Raw genomic sequence first — 18,619 nt, 5'->3', positions numbered from 1 at the left:
AGAATTATGGATTTTTGCAAGTTATTAAAATTCTGTTATAATAGAAAAGAAATTATTCAAAGGAGAGAAAGCATGAAACAACATTTAATTGCGATAGACCTGGATGGGACTACCTTAAATAACCAATCAAAATTAACATCTAAAACCATTCAAGCACTCCGTGCTGTTAGTGACCTTGGCCACCTCGTTTGTATTGTAACGGGCCGCCCTTACCGTAATAGTAGTGATATTTATCGGGAAATCGGGATCGAAGCACCGATGGTAAACTTCAATGGGGCGCTATGTCATTTCCCAGGCCGTGATCATTATATTCCGAGCTATCATTTAACTTTAGATAAAGAAATTGCTTTTGATTTATTTGCGAATCAAGATCGACTTAATATTGATTTATTGTGTGCTGAAGGCAAAGATCGCCTCTTTACTAGCTCAATGAATTTACCTGATAGTCCTTTCTATCCTTTTGATTTAGCCTTAGTCGACCGCTTAAATCGTGAATCTTTAACTTATAATCCAACGGCCATTACCGTCTTCTCACCTGAAGAAAAAATGGCTGACATTCGTGTCAAAATTGAAGAACATTATGGCGACCAAGTATCTGTTCGAACTTGGGGTGGTATCTTACCTTGTTTAGAAATTGTCCGTAAATCGATTAACAAAGCTGTCGGTGTCAAAGCTATCGCTGATTTTCATCGAATACCCGTTGATAATATTTTAGCTTTTGGGGACGAAAATAATGACTTAGAAATGCTAGAATATGCTGGTTTAGGCGTTGCCATGAAAAATGCAACCGAAGAAATTAAAGCTTCAGCTAATGACATTACCCGCCTAACCAATGATGAAGATGGTTTAGCTGATTACCTTATCCGCTATTTTGATTTAGTGATTTAAAGTGTAGTTGCGTAATAGAGTTGTATAGCCCAATTAATTTTAGCTTTTTAAATGCGGATATGTAATAGAGTTGTATAAACCTATTAATTTTACATTTATTATAAAAATTAAACTCAAAGGTATCAATATTAATTGGCTTATTAAGCACTCATCAAATATATAATAATAAGGGAATGGTAAGAAGTAGAAAATTAAAATATTTTCGCTTCATCTACCTCCCCCGCACAGTAAAATGGCATTAAACAACGTCTTAAAGACTAGTTTGATGCCACTTAATTATTTCGCTTATAAATAACGAATAATAACTTGACTGGTCTTATCAATTTAAGCTTAGTATCTTCGTTTCATAAAGTTTCGATTATCAAATGGCATCTCAGGATACTGATACAGACTTTTTGAGACTAAGCTAACAAAGTGACAATCATGGCATTTGCTATTGGTTGTCACCTTTTTTGAACTCATAAAAATATCTAAAGTCAGTCGTAACCGCGCCTGTTGCCCCGTCAATATCAATATAACGAACTCCTCGAAAATCCCCGGATTTTTCATCTCTCCCACAAAACATACCATAGATTAAACGGATTCCTTCCCACATCATTTCAGCATTATTTAAATGATTATGTCCACAATAAACTGAGTCTATTTGTTCTGAAAAAAAGAACTCTGAAAAAAGTCCAGTATTAATACGACTAAACGAGATGCTTTGATTTGGCTCTCTTGATTCTCCCGCTAAAATATTAACTCGCGCTTGATCATATTCGGGTAACGGTGAATGCATAAATACTAAATTATACTTCATCTCTGTATAACGTCGGGATACCTATCTAAACCATTCGACCTGTCTAGGTAATATCCAGTCATTGGTACGCTCTATTCCAGGCGCTGTCCGACCAGAATCCATCACATAAAGAACATTGGATAACCCCTTATCTCCTTTAATCATCACGGCATATTGTGACAAGCCTTCAATCCATTCTTCATGTTCCCGTTTAACTTTATTTACGACAATCTCATTGAATATTTTTTCAATATCCACTCGGTCAAGACATCGTTCAGAATCATGATGGCCGTAGGTGATTGCTTTAGGGGCATGAAATTGGTTCAGAAAGGCAAAAAAGTTTCTGAAAATTAATTCTTCTTGCTCATTTTGATAAGTATTCACATAATCACCGGTTAACATATTTAAATCTGGTTTTAACATTTCTAACGCTTGTTTGATATCCGTTAAAATTATTTGATCATTTTCGTCGAATGGATAATGATTTAAATGAATATCCGTAATTTGTACAATACGAAATTGATTTGTTGGATTCATCATCAAATACATTACCTCACCCTTTCTCTAATTTTATAATCTAAATATTAGCAAAGTAATGTAAACATTTTCTTAATTAACTGTATGTTATTTGTATGGAAAATGTAAATATTTGAGTAAACATTTAATGACAAATCTTAAAAGTTTTAGATAATCATTTAAATTATCGTCAGTTAAAAAACTAACTTTTGATTGCTTTCCGCTACAAAGCGTGCTAAAATATAGTTAGTTAACAAACTTACACAAAGGAGTGATTTTAGTGTTTTCTGGCCAACAATTAAAAAAACGTCGTGAAGAGCTTGGCTTATCACAAAGCCAACTCGCGAAACAAGTCGGTGTGAGTCGTGCTTCATATTTCAATTGGGAAGCGGACAAGACGCGTCCTAATCAAAAAAACTTAGATTTATTAGCGGAATTGCTAGAGGTGACTCCGACTTACTTTGAATCAGAATATGAGATTGTTGATTTATATTTACAACTCACCCCACCTAATCAACAAGTGGTGCTCAATTATACGAAAAAAACATTAGATGATCAGCTTCAACAAGAAAAAACAGCTCAACCCATCCAATTATTCGAATACCGTGTTTACGAGAAATTATCAGCTGGGACAGGATATTCTGCAATGGATGATCGCAATTATGAGACAGTTTATTTTGATGAAGAAATTGATTACGATATTGCCTCTTGGATTTATGGAGATTCCATGGAACCGAAGTATTTAAATGGTTCAGTCGCCTTAATTAAAGACACTGGTTTTGATTATGATGGTGCGATTTATGCTGTGGTTTGGGACGGTCAGACTTACTTGAAGAAAGTTTACCGTGAAGCAGAGGGCTTAAGACTGGTTTCACTTAATAAAAAATACGCTGATAAACTAGCCCCTTATGATGAAGAACCACGTGTTGTCGGCAAAATCGTCGGTAATTTTATGCCCTTGGAGCGATAATAATGGGCTATATTGATTATTCGCGAGAGCCTCGCTCTGATATCGCGTTTATCGATATGAAATCCTTCTATGCCAGTGTTGAATGTGTTGAATTAGGCTTAAATCCGCTAACGACTTCCCTGTGTGTGATGAGTCGTTCAGATAATTCAAATGGTTTAATTTTAGCGTCCTCTCCTTTATTTAAAAAGGTCTTTGGCAAGAAAAATGTGAGTCGTAGCTATGATTTACCTTTTAATATTCAAACCCGTCGTTTTGATCCTTATATTGCTAAAAAACAAGGATTAAAAAGTGATTTAAGAACCAAACAATATATTGAATATTGGGCACAACGTACGTATATTGTACCACCACGTATGGGTTTATACATTGAGCGTAATCTAGAAATCCAAGCCATTTTACAAAATTATTCCCCTAAAGAAGAGATATTGCCTTATTCGATTGATGAGGGATTTATCGATTTAACGCGTTCACTTGATTATTTTATTCCTGACAGTATTACGACCAGTCGCAAAGTAAAGCTCGATCAAATTTCTAAAAAGATTCAGACCGATATTTTTCAAGCAACCGGCATCTATTCTACGATTGGTATGAGTAATGCTAATCCCCTACTCGCTAAGTTAGCACTGGATAATGAAGCCAAGCATAATCGCAATATGCGAGCTAATTGGTCTTATGAAGATGTCGAAACCAAAGTATGGCAAATTCCTAAGTTAACTGATTTTTGGGGTATTGGTAGCCGAACGGAAAAACGACTCAATAAATTAAAAATCTATTCTATTAAAGAGTTAGCCAATGCTAACCCTGATGATTTAAATAAAGAATTTGGTATTATCGGTCTACAATTATGGTTTCATGCTAATGGTGTGGATGAAAGCAATGTATTAGAACGATACCATCCTCGCGCTAAAGGAATTGGCAACTCACAAATCTTACCTAAAAATTATTATTTTCAATCCGATATTGAATTAGTGCTAAGTGAAATGGCCGAGCAAGTCGCGATTCGCTTACGACGTGTCCATAAAAAAGCAACAAATGTGGCGATTCATATCGGTTTCAGCAATGATGTAGACGTAGCTAGTATCAATACCCAAATGAAGGTTGATCCCACTCAAAGCACCAAGCGCTTAACTCAATATGTCCTCACTCTTTTTCGTAAAAAATATAAAGGACATCCGGTAAGAAGTATTGCGGTACGTTACAGTGGGTTAGTGGATGAAGTGTATACCTTTTACAGCTTATTTGATGATCCCATTAAATTAGATAAGCAAGAAAAAATGGATCATGCCATTGATGAAATTCGCAGTAAATATGGTTTTCTTGCGATTCAAAAAGCGAATTCGCTATTGGAAAATTCGAGAATGGTCGCACGTAGTAAGTTAATTGGTGGACATTCTGCAGGAGGGTTAGATGGTTTATCATGATTGATCGCAGTTATTTACCTTTTCGTTCGGCTCGTATGTACCATGATCGTAAGATGGCTAAATGGATTGGTTTTTTCTTATCAGAACATAATAGTGCCTTAAATGATAATGGCGATGTCATTGATTTTTCAAAGGCTTTATCACTCGATGAAAAACTATTATTACTTTCTCAAGCTTATGTTCATCAATTGACCATCAATTTTGTCGTTGGTACCGAAACGATTACTGGAACGATTACAGTGCTAAATACCGAGCAAATCGGTGTCCAAACTAAGCAACATTATCATTTTATTCCGATTAAAGATATTATTACGATGCAGTTAGCCGACGAAATTGAAAGTTAAGAGGAGTATCACCGACGTTTAGCTTCCGTCATGATACTCCTCTATTTTTTTAACATTTATCCTGCAACTAACTTACTAGAGGTTTCCTTTTTGTCACGAACTAACATGATTAAATTACTAGACAAAATAAGGCACTAAGTTAAAAGATAATGTTTGTGCATTGCAAAACAGCACGCTTAATTCACTAAAAGGCGCTCCTAAAACCGACCTATCTCACAACATTAGTGATTGAATGACCTAAAAGCTTTGATAAAATAATTAACCTCACAAGTCTTGACTACTGAATTAATAGAAAACTTGATGAATACCGAACATTTTTAATACGCCACATTTTACCCAAGCAAACCCATAGGACTAAAACAAGCCTGTAATATTACCATCATTATCAATATCGATTGTTTCGGCTGCTGGGACTTTTGGTAAGCCCGGCATGGTCATAATTTCCCCGGTAATCACGACGATAAAGCCGGCGCCCGCCGATAATCGCAATTCCTTAACCGTTATATCAAAATCTTCTGGCGCCCCAATTAACTGTGGTTTGTCAGAAAAAGAATATTGGGTTTTGGCAATGCATATCGGTAAATTAGCAAAACCTAAATTCGTTAGTTGAAGTATTTGTTTGCGCACTTTTTTATCATAGATAACATGGCTACCATGATAAATTGTTTGTACTACTTTGGTAATTTTTTCTTCGATACTATCGTCTAATTCATAGGCATAACGTAATGTAGCGGGCGTTTTTTCACTCATCGCCACTACTTTTCGCGCTAAATCAGCGCCACCTTTCCCCCTTGAGCCCACACATCAGAAAGGACCACTTCTGCATCTAAACTTTGACATAAGCTCAAAATTTCTTGTAATTCAGCTTCAGTATCCGTCGGAAATTTATTAATAGCCACGACGACTGGTACACCATAGACTGTATGCAAATTAGTTAAGTGGCGTTGAAGGTTCGGTAAACCTTGTTTAACGGCTGCAACATTTTCCAGATTTAAGTCAGTCTTGGCCACACCCCCATGCATTTTTAAAGCGCGTACCGTGGCCACCAATACCACTGCGTGAGGATTCAATTGGGCAGTACGGCATTTAATATCGAGAAATTTCTCCGCTCCTAAATCAGCTCCAAATCCAGCTTCCGTCACGACATAATCAGCTAAATTAAGTGCGGTGCGAGTCGCAATCACACTATTACAACCGTGTGCAATATTCGCAAAGGGGCCGCCATGAATAATAGCAGGTGTCTGTTCCAAGGTTTGGACGAGGTTGGGCATGACTGCTTCCTTTAATAAAACGGTCATGGCACCAGCCGCTTTTAAATCAGCTGCGGTTACTGGTTCACCTTTAACATTATACGCCACAATAATTTTAGCAATCCGTGATTTTAAATCCGCTAAATCTTCTGCTAAACATAAAATCGCCATAATCTCACTGGCAACGGTTATATCATATCCATCTTCACGTGGGACTCCATTAGCACTGCCTTGAAGTCCTGATACGATATGGCGTAATTGACGATCATTCATATCAACCACGCGTTTCCAAACGATAGTGCGTGGATCAATTTGCAGATGATTACCTTGATGAAGGTGATTATCTAACATCGCTGCTAATAGATTATGAGCAGCACTAATCGCATGGAAGTCTCCAGTAAAATGTAAATTGATATCTTCCATTGGAACGACTTGAGCACGCCCACCACCAGCTGCGCCACCTTTTAAACCGAAGACCGGTCCCAATGACGGCTCACGCAATGCTAAGGCAGCCTTTTTGCCAATATATCTTAAACCATCAGCTAATCCTACCGAAGTCGTCGTTTTTCCTTCCCCGGCTGGTGTCGGTGAAATAGCTGTTACTAAAATTAATTTACCTGGATCCTTAGCGGGTAATTTCTGATAATCTATTTTCGCTTTATATTTTCCATAATGATGGAGTTGTTCATCTGAAATAGCTAACTTTTCTGCAATTTGTTCAATGGGTGCCATTTCAACTGAATGCGCAATCTCAATGTCTGTTAAATAACTCATCTCGCACCTTCTTTACTTTCTTAACAATTAAATAATTAAATTTCATTATACTCAGTATTTTTTCATTTTTCAAATAGGTTTGTTAAACTCAAAAGGCGTCTGGCATAACCCTCTCCCTCTCGTGCTACTTTTGTATTAAACTCAAAAAGCACCCTCAATCTAATAAGAATGAAGATGCTGAATTATTTATTGAAATAAATTGAGCCAAATCATAAACATAAAGCTCGCAAAAATTAAACTATCAAATCGGTCTAATACACCACCGTGTCCTGGTAAAAATTTACCTGAATCCTTAACATTAAAATGACGCTTTAACGCTGATTCGACTAAATCACCAAATTGTCCGACTAGCGATAAGATAATACTCAATAGCCAAACATGATTGGTATCACCTAAATTAGGTTGAAAAATAAATACAAAGACAACACCAGCAAGCATCGCACAAAGGACACCTCCAATAGAACCTTCAATCGTTTTGTTGGGACTGACTTCCGGTGCTAATTTATGTTTACCATAGGCTCTACCAATAAAATAAGCGCCAATATCAGTGGCCCAAATCACAACGAATAGATAAGCTAATGTGACTAGGCCCATATCTCGAATTAAAATAATAAAACGAAAGCCGAATCCTACATATAAAGCCGCAAACATTAATACCGATACTTCTTCAAAGTTGATTTCTTTATAACCATAGACGGTTAAAACCAATAGCGCCATTCCACACAAATAAAATAAAAACTGAGAATTGAAATTAGTAATCCAACTTAAATTATAATGTTCTGGTAAAACGATTAAAGCGACTGCAAGCGAAGAAATCAATCCAATCGCATTAAAATATTGAATTTGTTTCATGCGAGCAATTTCAAATAATCCTAAAATAGCCACTACCAGGATGCCATAAGCGAAAGGATGACTTCCTAAATAAACAAAGGGAATAAGCACTGCTATCCCTATTATCGCCCCAATAATTCTTGTTCTCATCGGTCCCTCCTAAACTTTTCCGAAACGACGGTTACGATTACTAAAAGCAACCAAAGCTTCTTCAAAATCTCTTTCAGAAAAATCTGGCCACAAGACATCCGTAAAATACAATTCGCTATAAGCAGATTGCCATAATAAGAAATTACTTAATCGTTGCTCACCACTGGTTCTAATCACTAAGTCAGGTTTTGCAATAGCTCCATAACGTGCAGTGAATAAATAATCTTCAACTAATGCCTCATCAATTTGATCTATCTCAATTGCACCCTCTTTAACTTTTTGACTAATCGCCTGGATGGCCTGAATCATCTCTTGTTGTCCACCATAATTAATCGCAAAGTTTAATACTAGTCCAGTACAATGCGCACTTTCAGCAATCGCTTTATTTAAAATATTTTGGGTATCCTCAGGTAATTTGGTAATATCACCAATACATTCAACACGACAATTATTTTCAATTAATTCTGGTAAAAATGACGAGAAAAAATCACCCGGTAATTTCATTAAAAAGTTAACTTCATCTTGAGGTCGTCCCCAATTTTCTGTTGAAAAAGCATAAAGTGTGATTAACTTAATGCCCTTACTATTAGCATATTTAGTGATACGCTTAATTGTTTCGACTCCACGTTTATGCCCAGCTACACGCGGCATCAATCTTTTTTTAGCCCAACGTCCATTGCCATCCATAATAATCGCAACATGCTGGGGTATTGTTTGTAATTCTTTAGACATGTTATATAATCCTTTTCCCTTTTTTATTCTAAACTTAAATTTATTATATCAAAAAAGCCTAGAGAATAGAATAGTTCTGTCACTTTGTCTGATAACCACTGTCGCCATCATAGTAATCTATCTGTTTACAGGTAAAAAAAGCTAAAACGCATTCCTTGTTGACGATATTCAAAATAAAAAACCGACACCTACTAGCTAGGGTAAGCTAACTAGTAAGGCCGGTTTGATAACTCCTCCAGTTGACTATCAAAAGCACAATGAGAAGATGTCTAAGTTACACATTATTATAAATTATTTATTCTATCTCTGCATTACAAACAGCTTGAAAGATCCACTTTTAAAGTCAACTCAGTGAGGATATATTATTTGCCGTCAAACATATCTTTTACTTTGTCAAAAAAGCCTGGGTCATGTCCTTTTAGACTCGATCCGCTTTCTTTGGCTAAGTCTTTAAATAATTGTTTTTCTTTATCAGATAACTTCGTTGGTGTTACCACTTTGACGGTTACATGTTGATCGCCATTTCCTGTTCCACGTACACTTGGTGCTCCCTTGCCACGTAAACGGAAAGTGGTATCCGTTTGAGTACCCGCTGGTACTTTAAGTTTTACATTGCCATGAACCGTTGGTACGGTAATTTCGTCACCCAAGGCCGCTTGTGCGAAATTAATAGGTAAATTGTAGAAGATTTCAGTACCATTACGTTCAAATTTATCACTTGGTTTCACACGGAAAATAACATATAAATCGCCATAAGGACCACCGTTTTTACCCGCTTCACCTTGTCCTGATAAACGCATTTGTTGATCATCATCAACACCTGCTGGAATAGTAATTTTAACAGAATGTTCTTTGTTTTCAATACCTGAACCATGACAAGTGTGACATTTTTCTTTGATTTCTTTCCCCGTACCTTGGCAGACATCACAGACTGTTTGAGTCATCACACGACCAAATGGTGTATTACGTTCTACTTGAATCGCACCTGTTCCATGACATTTCGAACAAGTTACGGGTTTAGTACCTTCTTTGGCTCCAGAACCATGACAAGTATGACATTCTTCATTACGCTTATAGGTAATAGTCGTTTCTTTTCCAAAGATGGCTTCTTCAAAGGTTAAGGTTACACGATATTGTAAATCATTTCCTCGTTGAGGAGCATTCGGACGACGACTGGCACCTCCCATGCCGCCACCAAAGAATGTATCAAAAATATCTTCGAAGCCACCGAACCCTCCGGCTCCACCCCCGAAGCCACCAAAACCACCACCAAAGTTAGGATCATTGGCTGCATGTCCGTATTGATCATATGCTGCACGTTTTTGGCTATCGCTTAGAACTTCATACGCTTCTGTTATTTCTTTAAATTTTTCGTCCGCACCCGGTTCTTTATTAATATCCGGATGATATTGTTTTGAGAGTTTACGGTATGCTTTTTTTATTTCTGCATCTGAGGCATCGCGTGAAACACCTAGGACTTCATAATAATCACGTTTAGTTGCCATTTTCAACCTCCTTCGTTGTAGACTTATCTATCATAATCAAAATTTAAGAATTTATCAATATTCATCTGAAAAATACTAAATAGGAGTGAGCTGGAAGCCAAGTCTCATCGATTCTGACTTCCTCGCCCACCCCAGCTATCATACTCAATTATTAGGTTGTTCGAATTTATTTAATAACAAAAGCCTTCATTAAAGTCTTACATTATCTTCAAAACGAATCAGACCTTATAATCTTATTATCAGTTGATTACTCGTCTACTTCTTCGAAGTCAGCATCTACTACGCCGTCATCATTTTGGTTATCTGAAGTTGCTTCAGCACCTGCTGCTGCTTGTTGTGCTGCTGCCGCTTGTTCATATAATTTAACGGTTAAGTTTTGAACTACTTCATTTAATGCATCACGTTTAGCTTTCATTGCTTCTAAGTCGTTTGCTTCAACGGCTGCTTTCAATTCATCACGTGCTGCTTCTGCTTCTTTAACTTCTTCTTCAGATACTTTGTCTTTTAATTCATCTAAAGTTTTATCAGTAGCGAAGATTAATTGATCCACTTCATTACGTAAGTCAGCTTCTTCACGACGTGCTTTATCTGCTTCTGCGTTGGCTTCAGCATCTTTCACCATACGATCGATTTCTTCATCAGTTAAACCTGAAGATGATTTAATCGTAATCGTTTGTTCTTTTTGAGTACCTAAATCTTTTGCACTTACGTTAACGATACCGTTTTTGTCAATATCGAAAGTTACTTCGATTTGAGGGATACCACGTGGTGCAGGTGGAATATCCGTTAATTGGAAGCGACCTAATGTTTTGTTGTCAGCTGCCATTTGACGTTCACCTTGTAATACGTGTACATCTACTGCAGGTTGATTATCAGCTGCGGTTGAGAACACTTGTGATTTAGATGTTGGAATTGTAGTGTTACGGTCAATTAATTTAGTGAACACGCCACCCATTGTTTCAATACCTAATGATAATGGTGTTACGTCTAATAAGACGATATCTTTCACATCACCTGAGATAACCCCACCTTGGATAGCAGCACCCATTGCAACCACTTCGTCTGGGTTAACTGATTTGTTAGGCTCTTTACCAGTTTCTTTACGAACAGCTTCAACCACTGCTGGAATACGTGTTGAACCACCTACTAAGATAACTTCGTCAATTTCAGATTGTGATAAACCAGCATCTTTAAGTGCTTGACGAACAGGTTGTTTTGTACGTTCTACTAATTCATGGGTTAATTCTTCAAATTTCGCACGAGTTAATGATAATTCCATATGTAATGGACCTTCTGCTCCTGCTGTAATGAATGGTAAGCTAATTTGTGTTGAAGTCACACCAGATAAATCTTTTTTAGCTTTTTCAGCAGCATCTTTCAAACGTTGTAAGGCCATTTTATCTTTCGATAAGTCAATACCATTTTCTTTTTTGAATTCTGCTACTAAATAATCCATAATTTTTTGGTCAAAGTCATCTCCACCTAAGTGGTTGTCTCCTGATGTAGATAATACGTCGAATACGCCGTCACCTAATTCAAGAATTGAAACGTCGAAGGTACCGCCACCTAAGTCGAATACTAATACTTTTTCTTCTTTATCAGTTTTATCTAAACCATAAGCTAAAGCTGCTGCTGTCGGCTCGTTAACGATACGTTCTACTTCTAAACCAGCAATACGGCCAGCATCTTTTGTCGCTTGACGTTGAGCATCGTTGAAGTAAGCAGGAACCGTAATAACAGCTTTTTCAACTTTTTCGCCTAAATAATCTTCAGCAAAACCTTTTAAGTATTGTAAAATCATCGCTGAAATTTCTTGTGGTGTGTAGTCTTTGCCACCCATTGAAACTTTATGGTCTTCACCCATATAACGTTTAATTGAACTTACAGTGTTAGGATTTGTCACTGCTTGACGTTTTGCAACTTCCCCTACTTGAATTTCATCATTTTTAAAAGCAACAACTGAAGGTGTGGTACGATTACCTTCTGGGTTTGGAATAATTTTTGCTTCTCCACCTTCTAAGACAGAGACAGCTGAGTTTGTAGTACCTAAGTCAATACCAATAATTTTAGCCATTTTACATTTCTCCTTTATAATTTAATTATTGAGATACAATAACCATTGCTGGTCGTATCACGCGTTCATGCAATAAATATCCTTTTTGTAAAACATTGATTACCACGTCAGAATCTTGACCTTCTTCTGCTTCCATCACGCTGACTGCTTGGTGGAAATTAGGGTCAAATTTTTCTCCCATTGGATCAATGACTTTAATGTTTTCACTTTCAAAAGCATTTTGTAATTGTGAGAGAACCATCTCAACACCTTTTTTCAATGCTTTAGCGTCATCAGAATTAGTCTCGCTTTGTAAAGCGCGTTCTAGATTATCAACTACTTCTAACATTGAAGTTGCTAATTTTTGCGAACGATATTTTGCTAAATCTTGACGATCCTTAGCGTTCGATCTTTTCATATTCGCAATTTCAGCTTGTAATCTTAGCACTTGGTCTTCTAGAGCATCATTTTTTGCTTCTAATTCAGCAAGTGGATTCTCTTCCACCTTTGTTTCTACTGTTTCTTCAACAGTGGATGTTGCTTCTACTTCTGCTGTAGTTTCTACTGTTTCTTCATCAGTTGATGTTGCTTTAACTTCTGCTGTTGTTTCTACAACATCTTCGGTAGTTTGGGAATCAACTTCAACTTCTGGAACATCTTTTTCTAATTCTTCATTACGTTTGTTTTCTTCTGCCACTACGATACCTCCTTTTAATTGTTAATAATTCGATAGTTCGATTAATAAATCTTGCATTCCTGTCATAATTTTATGATAAGGCATTGTCGCAGGACCTACCAAACCAAAGGTAATGACATGATTGCCAATTTTACTTTTCGCCGTAACGATACTTACATTTTTAAAGTGATACGGTGGCGTTGTAAAATCAAATGTGACATTCAAACCAACTTTTGCATCAGTTAAAAATTGATACCAGGCTTCGTTTCCATCGATTAAATCAAACAAAGTGCGCCAGCCTTCAGTTGGTAGTTGTGGATCAATGAGATCAAACAAATGATTTTTTCCTGCAACATGATAATACTGACTGTCATGTGCTTCGATTGCCTTTTTGATTAAAGAGGCAAAATTCAATTGTACTGAAACAGCCTGTTGAATTTTTAAGGGAATTGTCAATTTCATACGTTGATACACATCATCTAATGTTAAATCGATCAATTCATCTTGAATAATTTGTTCAATCCTATCGATTGCCTCGTCTTTTAAAGCATATGGTAAATCAAATAATTGACTTTCAACCTGTCCATGGTCACTAATCACTGACGCAATGAGTTGATAATCCGATAATTTGGTTAATTTAAAATCGCGCATCCTACGATGACTCAGATTCGAAATCAAAACGACTACCGGATAACCAGTATAGTGTGCTAACTGATTCGTCGCATGTAAGACAAATTGTTGAACATCATAATAACGTTCACCAAATAACTTACTTGATTGTTCTGGCTTATTTTCAGACTCTTGCTTTAGTTGTTCGATTAATCGATCAATGTAAAATTGGTAGCCTTCATAAGAAGGAATACGACCACTTGAACTATGAGCTTTCATTAGAAACCCTAATTGCTCGAGCGCCATCATATCATTACGAACAGTAGCTGGACTTACTTGTAAGACACTTCTTTGCAATAAAGTCCTCGAACCGATAGGTTCTTCGGTCTCTCCGTACAATTTAACAATCAACTGTAATATCTGTTGTTGTCTAGGCGTTAAATTCATCTATTTTTCTCACCTCACAAATTAGCACTTATATACTTGGAGTGCTAACCTATCTATATCATACACCCTACTATAGCCTTTGTCAACACTTTTTAATAAAAAATTAGCACTCTTTTATAGAGAGTGCTAATCGACAAAAAGTTGCTATTATAAGGTTTTGTATAACAATGATAAAATGTTTAGTTTAAAATAGAAAATAATTGCTAAAAACAAAGCTATTAATTGAGTCATAAAAAAGTTGGTTTGGGGCCCTGTACTAACAGTTACTTAATACATACACTTAGCTATTTAATTTATGACTTTCGTAATCGTCTCTTTGCTTCCATCTCATTATGTGAAAGTTTGGATTGAAGGCAATAACGGCTTTTAGGTCGCAATACCAGACTTTCCATTGATTAATCCATCATTAAAACGTGGTAACGACTTGAAATGACTAGCTTTTACTATATTACCATGCCTTAATAAATTAAGGTTCATTACTAGAAAGGTTGGTTACTGCTGGCGTATCTTTCTCAGGTTCAATAAAGAAAGTAAAGCCTTCGCCAACCACTTGATGAATATCGGTGACGGTTACAAATGCCTTAGGGTCAATTTCATGAACAATTTTTTGTAATGCCAGTAATTGACGTTCGCTAATGACAATATATAGCACATGCTTTTCCAGTTGCGTATAAAAACCATAACCATTTAATACTGTAATACCACGATCTAATGTATCGGTAATTTTCTGTGCGATCGCTTGATGCTCATTCGAAACGATCGTAACAGCTTTACGTGGGTTAAATCCTTCCAAAATAAAGGAAAGAACTTGACTTGTAATCAATAAAGTAATGACCGTCATCACACCTTTTTCTAAGCCAATGACAAAAGTTAAGGGGGTAATAATCATAATATCTAAAATTAACAAACCACGCGCCACGCTAATCCCTAAATATTTTTTCATCATTAGAGCTAAAATGTCCGTTCCAGCAGTCGTTCCATTACCATGGATAACAATCCCAACGGATAATCCGATTAGAAAACCAGCTACTAATGGTGCAACAATAGTATTTTCAGGAATAAATGCTCCTAAATGGATATATTGTAAAAAAATCGTTAATGACGCAATCGCTAAAATTGTATAAAAAATAGTCTTCTTATATAAAAACCTCCAACCGACAATTAGTAAGATCGTATTCACCACAAAACTAACAATAGCATTATTCCAATTAAAAACATATAGAAAGAATAATGAGAACCCCGTGATACCACCTTCACCTAATTCATTCGGAATAATCACTGAATTAATGGCAATCGAAAAAATGAAATTACCTAATAATACCAAAAAGATATTCATCAAAATTCTAATATGATCTTTTTTCATAAGCTCCCCCTACTTTGTAATAGTCCCTAATAGATTACGAAATACCGAATCTGCTAAAAACAATCCACGATTCGTTAAATAAACATGGTCATCAGCAATATTTAATAAGCCATTGTGTTGTTGTTGTACAAAAAAATCATCGAACAGTACGGCCGCATCTTGATTAAAACGCTCCGCAAATTCACTTAAATAGAAACCTCGTGTCGTTCTTAAAGCTAAAAATAAAAATTCTTCCATCTGATCAGACTCTGTTAATGGTAATCGATTCACAACCGGTTTTTGATTCGCTTCCGTAGCTTTTAAATAATGATGAACAGGTCCATTATTATAGTATCGAACATTATCAATAAAGCCATGTGCTCCAGCACCAAAACCATAATATGGCGTATAATGCCAATATTTCAAATTATGACGTGACTCGAATCCAGGTCGTGCAAAGTTACTCACTTCATATTGCTCAATACCATGCTCTTGTAAACGACGAATGGCTAACTCAAACATATCGGCATCTACATCTTCAGACGGCAATGGCAGTTTGCCTTCTCTTTGTAATTGTTGAAAAACTGTTTGATTTTCAATGATCAAAGAATAGAGTGAATAATGTGGTAAGTTTAATGATAAGGCTTTGGTTAAACTATCATCAAAATCGGCTAACGTTTGTCCCGGTAGTCTAAATATCAAATCAATACTTAAATTCGTTAGTCCAGCTTCTCTTAACCATTCAATACATTGATAAACATGACGTTCACGATGATTACGACCTATTTTTCGCAATAACAAATCGTTAAAACTCTGTACCCCCATACTCACGCGATTAACACCAAAAGACTTCAATAATCGACATTTTTCTGGAGTTAATTCACCAGGATTAATTTCAAATGTATACTCCGTTTGATCATCATAGGTCAATATTTGTTGGATGCTCTCCAATAAGTGCGTTAATTCTTCAATATTTAAGCAACTTGGTGTGCCACCGCCTACATAAATCGTATCAAATGGTTTGGTAGACTCTACTTCATCCATATATAATCGCATTTCATTGGCTAAGCCCGTTAAATAACGACCTACTGGTTGTCCATCATAGAAATATTTATTAAAGGCACAATAATGACAAATTTTCTTGCAAAATGGAATATGGATATAAACGGCATCCGCTCTATTCATCATCTTTCACCTTTTCATTATCAGGTATCGTTGACTGTTGTGCTAGCTGCTCAAAATACGTTTTTGTATTAATTAAATCCTGGTCTAATTGATGAATTAGACCTTTAATGCCATCAAATTTCATTTCACCACGCAAATAATGATGCCATCTTACTTTTACAAAATGCCCGTAAATGTCTTGCTCAAAATCTAATATATAGACTTCACAGGTTTTTTGGCGATTCGCTTCAAACGTAATATTATAACCAATGGAAGCCATGCCTTGATACCATTTTCCATCTACTTCAATCTCGCAAACATAGACTCCAACACTTGGTAATACTTCTTGAGGATTAATTTGCACATTAGCAGTCGGGTAGCCAATTGTTCGACCTCTTTTATCTCCATGTACCACCATTCCACTGGTTTGATATAAATAACCTAGCTCTTCATTAGCAATTTCGATTTGATTGTTCGCCAATAAATCCTTAATATTGGTAGTCCCAACTTTTAAATTATTATTTTTTAATTCAGGAACTTCAATGACGTCAAAACGCCCTTTAGCATGCTCCGGCAAAGTTTTCATATTGGCAAGCTCTTGCTTACCATAGGTATAATCAAAACCAGCTACTACTGTGACCGCACCGAGATCGACAATATAACGATCAACAAACTCTTGGGGACTTTGCGTCCCGAATTCTAATGTATAATCAATTAAATATAAAACATCAACCTCTAATGCACTTAATAGCTCAACTTTACGATCTAATAAAGTCAAATAAGTAACTTCTTCTGGGTCTAATTGATGGTAAATAATTTTTGGATGCTGATTAAAAGTCATCACTGCTAAAGGAATCTTTTTTTCATTGGCAATTTTTTTTGCTGTATTAATAACTGCTTGGTGCCCACGATGAACACCGTCAAAGAAACCTAATGCTAAGACAATCGGTCCAGGAAAAATTTGTTCTTGATTATAGGGATGATGTAATTTTATTATATTCATTACGAAACCCTTCTTTCTAGTAATCTTATTCGTTCTCGACGAACATTCTTAATGGTTTTAATAAATTTGGTTTTAAGGGATGGGGTTGGTAAATGGCCCGAGCCAATCCTTGATAAAATAAGACGGTTGGTTCCAACACTAATGAACTAAAATAATCATGTGGTAATAATTTTCCATGTTGAACATCATGATATTGTGATTCTGTTAGGATGATGCTTGGAAATTCAGTCAGTGCCGATTCAATCGAACAAATAGCCTCGTTAATGGTTCCTTGTTCAACTGCTGCTTGAACTTGAGCAAGCGTTAATGCTTGCTGTTGATTGAAACCACCCGTTGCATTGCGTGTTAGCCGCGACATGTGGCTGGCAAATCCTAGTTTTTCTCCTAAATCAACGGCTAAAGTACGAACATAAGTGCCTTTGCCACAAACAACATGAAAATCCCATGTTTGGGTTTGTTGACTTTCATTATAAACAGGATCACTGGTGCGTATAAAGGAATCAATTTGTACTTGTCTTATCGGACGCTCCACTTTTTCCCCAGATCTTGCATATTCATACAGTTTGCGACCATTGACTTTCACCGCTGAATAATAAGGTGGAACCTGATTGATAACCCCTTCCATTTCAGCCATTTTTTGATCAATTAAATCAATATTGACAGGAGTTAACACAGGTGTGGTCGACACTTTTTCTCCACTAGCGTCTTCTGTTTCAGTCGAATATCCTAAAGTAATCGAACCTTGATATTCTTTTTGTCCATCCATTAATAATTCAACCAATTTAGTCCCTTCGCCTAAGCAGACTAGTAAAACTCCGTCTACATCTGGGTCAAGTGTCCCAGTATGGCCAATTTTTTCATTTTTAATAGTTTGCGCAGACGAAAAACGACATCATGACTGGTCATGCCTTTTTCTTTCCAAATGGGTAATAAACCTCTCATGCTGTGCCTCTCTCCTTTAGATACAAAATTAATTATATCAGATATTGCTTTCATTTGTGAGTGATTAACTAATTTTTCATTATATACTTAATAAATACTTATCATGAGTTGTACTAAGCTTTCTCAAACAAGCCAAACTGAAAAACGATAGACGATTAAAAGCAAATTTATGCGCATTTCACACCTTAAAAAATAAAAAAGACCCCATCAATGTTTATCATCCT

General features: G+C 36.3%; 15 protein-coding genes and 2 pseudogenes. 4 read left to right on the top strand and 13 right to left on the bottom strand.

The genetic code is table 11. The features are described from left to right. The first annotated feature begins 72 nt into the window (after positions 1-72). A complete protein-coding gene (locus LB888_RS10550) occupies positions 73-888 on the top strand; it encodes a Cof-type HAD-IIB family hydrolase (RefSeq protein ID WP_318752888.1) in 816 nt (271 codons plus the stop codon). A gap of 433 nt (positions 889-1,321) precedes the next feature. Here the strand turns inward: LB888_RS10550 and LB888_RS10545 are convergent, their stop codons facing one another. Next, positions 1,322-1,687 carry a hypothetical protein gene (locus LB888_RS10545; protein ID WP_318752887.1) on the bottom strand — a complete coding sequence of 122 codons (366 nt, stop codon included), beginning with the start codon at positions 1,685-1,687 and terminating at the stop codon, positions 1,322-1,324. A gap of 21 nt (positions 1,688-1,708) precedes the next feature. Then, positions 1,709-2,206 (bottom strand): metallophosphoesterase, encoded by a 498-nt coding sequence (locus tag LB888_RS10540; RefSeq protein ID WP_318752886.1) that lies wholly within the window; start codon positions 2,204-2,206, stop codon positions 1,709-1,711. A 256-nt stretch (positions 2,207-2,462) separates the two neighbouring features. Between LB888_RS10540 and LB888_RS10535 the strand changes: the two genes are divergently transcribed. The 3 genes from LB888_RS10535 to LB888_RS10525 are packed head-to-tail and all read left to right on the top strand — an operon-like array spanning position 2,463 to position 4,917. After that, positions 2,463-3,152, top strand: coding sequence for a helix-turn-helix transcriptional regulator (locus LB888_RS10535; protein WP_276648343.1), 690 nt, complete (start codon positions 2,463-2,465; stop codon positions 3,150-3,152). Positions 3,153-3,154: 2 nt separating this feature from the next. Further along, positions 3,155-4,573 (top strand): Y-family DNA polymerase, encoded by a 1,419-nt coding sequence (locus LB888_RS10530; protein ID WP_318752885.1) that lies wholly within the window; start codon positions 3,155-3,157, stop codon positions 4,571-4,573. Beyond that, positions 4,570-4,917: a hypothetical protein gene (locus tag LB888_RS10525; protein ID WP_318752884.1), complete on the top strand. Its 348-nt coding sequence runs from the start codon at positions 4,570-4,572 to the stop codon at positions 4,915-4,917. The genes LB888_RS10530 and LB888_RS10525 overlap by 4 nt, the downstream gene beginning before the upstream one ends. A 354-nt stretch (positions 4,918-5,271) precedes the next feature. Here LB888_RS10525 and LB888_RS10520 read toward each other — a convergent pair. The 11 genes and pseudogenes from LB888_RS10520 to truB form a co-directional block, all read right to left on the bottom strand. Further along, positions 5,272-6,941: pseudogene (locus LB888_RS10520) on the bottom strand (formate--tetrahydrofolate ligase). 186 nt (positions 6,942-7,127) lie between these two features. Continuing rightward, positions 7,128-7,922 carry a phosphatidate cytidylyltransferase gene (locus LB888_RS10515; protein ID WP_078755602.1) on the bottom strand — a complete coding sequence of 265 codons (795 nt, stop codon included), beginning with the start codon at positions 7,920-7,922 and terminating at the stop codon, positions 7,128-7,130. 9 nt (positions 7,923-7,931) lie between these two features. After that, a complete protein-coding gene (locus LB888_RS10510) occupies positions 7,932-8,681 on the bottom strand; it encodes an isoprenyl transferase (protein ID WP_318753978.1) in 750 nt (249 codons plus the stop codon). Positions 8,682-9,016: 335 nt separating this feature from the next. Continuing rightward, the gene (gene dnaJ / locus LB888_RS10505; RefSeq protein WP_078755600.1) at positions 9,017-10,159 is read right to left on the bottom strand and encodes a molecular chaperone DnaJ; all 1,143 of its coding nucleotides are present in this window, start codon (positions 10,157-10,159) and stop codon (positions 9,017-9,019) included. Positions 10,160-10,406: 247 nt separating this feature from the next. Further along, complete coding sequence (gene dnaK, locus LB888_RS10500; RefSeq protein ID WP_318752883.1) at positions 10,407-12,233, bottom strand: molecular chaperone DnaK; 1,827 nt, start codon at positions 12,231-12,233, stop codon at positions 10,407-10,409. 25 nt (positions 12,234-12,258) lie between these two features. Further along, a complete protein-coding gene (gene grpE, locus LB888_RS10495; RefSeq protein WP_318752882.1) occupies positions 12,259-12,909 on the bottom strand; it encodes a nucleotide exchange factor GrpE in 651 nt (216 codons plus the stop codon). 21 nt (positions 12,910-12,930) lie between these two features. After that, a complete protein-coding gene (hrcA, locus tag LB888_RS10490; protein WP_318752881.1) occupies positions 12,931-13,944 on the bottom strand; it encodes a heat-inducible transcriptional repressor HrcA in 1,014 nt (337 codons plus the stop codon). Between the two features lie 466 nt (positions 13,945-14,410). Next, positions 14,411-15,307 (bottom strand): YitT family protein, encoded by an 897-nt coding sequence (locus LB888_RS10485; RefSeq protein ID WP_318752880.1) that lies wholly within the window; start codon positions 15,305-15,307, stop codon positions 14,411-14,413. A gap of 9 nt (positions 15,308-15,316) precedes the next feature. Beyond that, the gene (gene hemW / locus LB888_RS10480) at positions 15,317-16,474 is read right to left on the bottom strand and encodes a radical SAM family heme chaperone HemW (RefSeq protein WP_318752879.1); all 1,158 of its coding nucleotides are present in this window, start codon (positions 16,472-16,474) and stop codon (positions 15,317-15,319) included. Further along, entirely contained in the window at positions 16,464-17,453 is a 990-nt protein-coding gene (gene ribF / locus LB888_RS10475) for a riboflavin biosynthesis protein RibF (protein WP_078755595.1), read from the bottom strand. Before ribF ends, hemW begins: the two co-directional genes overlap by 11 nt. A gap of 25 nt (positions 17,454-17,478) precedes the next feature. Beyond that, positions 17,479-18,395: pseudogene (gene truB / locus LB888_RS10470) on the bottom strand (tRNA pseudouridine(55) synthase TruB). Positions 18,396-18,619 lie beyond the last annotated feature (224 nt).

The organism is Globicatella sp. PHS-GS-PNBC-21-1553, from assembly GCF_033564055.1.
GTDB classification, from domain to species: Bacteria; Bacillota; Bacilli; order Lactobacillales; family Aerococcaceae; genus Globicatella; species Globicatella sulfidifaciens.
Note: the sequence above shows the minus strand (reverse complement) of the source record. Positions and strands in the feature narration are given on the sequence as shown.

What these genes read in the sequence shown, in the direction of transcription:
- LB888_RS10550 (WP_318752888.1), top strand. Translation starts at nt 73, where the DNA reads ATGAAACAACATTTAATTGCGATAGACCTGGATGGGACTACCTTAAAT.
- LB888_RS10545 (WP_318752887.1), bottom strand. Translation starts at nt 1,687, where the DNA reads ATGAAGTATAATTTAGTATTTATGCATTCACCGTTACCCGAATATGAT.
- LB888_RS10540 (WP_318752886.1), bottom strand. Translation starts at nt 2,206, where the DNA reads ATGATGAATCCAACAAATCAATTTCGTATTGTACAAATTACGGATATT.
- LB888_RS10530 (WP_318752885.1), top strand. Translation starts at nt 3,155, where the DNA reads ATGGGCTATATTGATTATTCGCGAGAGCCTCGCTCTGATATCGCGTTT.
- LB888_RS10525 (WP_318752884.1), top strand. Translation starts at nt 4,570, where the DNA reads ATGATTGATCGCAGTTATTTACCTTTTCGTTCGGCTCGTATGTACCAT.
- LB888_RS10515 (WP_078755602.1), bottom strand. Translation starts at nt 7,922, where the DNA reads ATGAGAACAAGAATTATTGGGGCGATAATAGGGATAGCAGTGCTTATT.
- dnaJ (WP_078755600.1), bottom strand. Translation starts at nt 10,159, where the DNA reads ATGGCAACTAAACGTGATTATTATGAAGTCCTAGGTGTTTCACGCGAT.
- dnaK (WP_318752883.1), bottom strand. Translation starts at nt 12,233, where the DNA reads ATGGCTAAAATTATTGGTATTGACTTAGGTACTACAAACTCAGCTGTC.
- hrcA (WP_318752881.1), bottom strand. Translation starts at nt 13,944, where the DNA reads ATGAATTTAACGCCTAGACAACAACAGATATTACAGTTGATTGTTAAA.
- LB888_RS10485 (WP_318752880.1), bottom strand. Translation starts at nt 15,307, where the DNA reads ATGAAAAAAGATCATATTAGAATTTTGATGAATATCTTTTTGGTATTA.
- hemW (WP_318752879.1), bottom strand. Translation starts at nt 16,474, where the DNA reads ATGATGAATAGAGCGGATGCCGTTTATATCCATATTCCATTTTGCAAG.
- ribF (WP_078755595.1), bottom strand. Translation starts at nt 17,453, where the DNA reads ATGAATATAATAAAATTACATCATCCCTATAATCAAGAACAAATTTTT.